A 1429-nucleotide genomic window follows, 5' to 3' on the forward strand; every position below is an offset into this window, starting at 1 on the left:
CTCGCCCACCCCCGCACCGCCCACCCCCGAACCGTCCGCGGCCGAGCAGTTGGCGGCCGGACTGCGGACGGCGATCAGCGGCCTGGTCCGCGCCGGTCGCCCCTTCGACCAGCTCGCCCCCATCCCGGCGACGGTGCTGGACCTGCTCGACCGGCAGGGCCCGATGACCACCGCGGAGCTCGCGGCGAGCCGCGGCGTGCGCCACCAGACCATGGCTGCCACCGTCAAGGAGCTCGCCGAGGCCGGCCAGCTGACCGCCGGGCCGCACCCGGACGACGCCCGCAAGAAGGTGCTGACCCTGACCCCGCAGGGTCGACGCGCGATCGAGGCCGACCGGCAGCAGCGGGTCGGCCTGCTCGCGCGGGCGGTCGACGGGAGCCTGGACGAGTCCGAGCAGCACCTGCTGACCCGAGCCCTCCCCTTGCTGGACCGGATCGCGGCCGAGCTGGGCGCGGCGGACGGCGGCCGGGGCGCGGCGGGCGACCGGGGGCCGATCAGCGGGGCCTGGTGAGCCGCCCCCGGTCTCCGTCCGCCGCACCGTTTCACTGATAACAGCAGAAGCGTATCGCCGATCCCATTCTCTGTTATCGTTGATACCAGCAGAGCGAGATCGCCGATACGAAAGAGGTTCCGCCATGTCCGTCACCGACGCACAGCCCCGGGTCGCCCTGGTCACCGGCGGCTCCGGCGGCATCGGCCGCGCCGTCGTCCGGCGGCTCGCCGCCGCCGGGCACCCCGTCGCCGTCCACTACTCCGGCAGCAAGGACAAGGCCGAGGCCCTGGTCGCGGAGGTCGTCGGCAACGGCGGCCGGGCGCTGGCGGTCGGCGGGGACGTGGCGGACGAACGGGAGATGACCGCCGCGTTCGACCGGGTCGAGGCCGAGTTCGGCGGGCTGGACGTGGTCGTCCACACCGCGGGCGTCATGCGCCTGGCGCCCGTCGCCGAACTCGACCTGGCCGACTTCGACGAGGTGCAGCGGGTCAACGTCCGCGGCACCTTCGTGGTCGCCCAGCAGGCCGCCCGGCGGCTGCGCCGGGGCGGAGCCCTGATCAACTTCTCCACCTCGGTGCTCGGGCTCCAGTTCCCGACCTACGGCGCCTACGCGGCCAGCAAGGGCGCGGTCGAGGCACTGACCCTGGTGCTGGCCCGCGAACTGCGCGGCCGGGACGTCACCGTCAACGCCATCGCGCCCGGCCCCACCGCCACCCCGCTGTTCCTGGAGGGCAAGGACCAGGACACCGTCGACCGCCTGGCCGCCCAGCCCCCGCTGGAACGCCTCGGCACCCCCGAGGACATCGCCGAACTCGCCGCCTTCCTGGCCGGCCCGGCCGGCCGCTGGATCAACGGCCAGAACATCCGCAGCAACGGCGGCATCGCCTGACCCGGCCCCACCCGGCCCACTCCGCCGTCCCGCCCGCCCGTCCCACC

Annotated in this window: 2 protein-coding genes; both read left to right on the plus strand. The window is 74.9% G+C overall.

Going from position 1 to position 1429, the window contains the following annotated elements; translation table 11 throughout:
- A partial coding sequence (locus OO57_RS37730) for a MarR family winged helix-turn-helix transcriptional regulator (protein WP_051778775.1) occupies positions 1-511 on the plus strand: 511 nt, incomplete at its 5' end.
- Positions 512-635: 124 nt separating this feature from the next.
- Positions 636-1382: an SDR family oxidoreductase gene (locus OO57_RS37735; RefSeq protein ID WP_033257426.1), complete on the plus strand. Its 747-nt coding sequence runs from the start codon at positions 636-638 to the stop codon at positions 1380-1382.
- Positions 1383-1429 lie beyond the last annotated feature (47 nt).

The organism is Kitasatospora phosalacinea (genome assembly GCF_000717185.1).
GTDB lineage: Bacteria > Actinomycetota > Actinomycetes > Streptomycetales > Streptomycetaceae > Kitasatospora > Kitasatospora phosalacinea_A.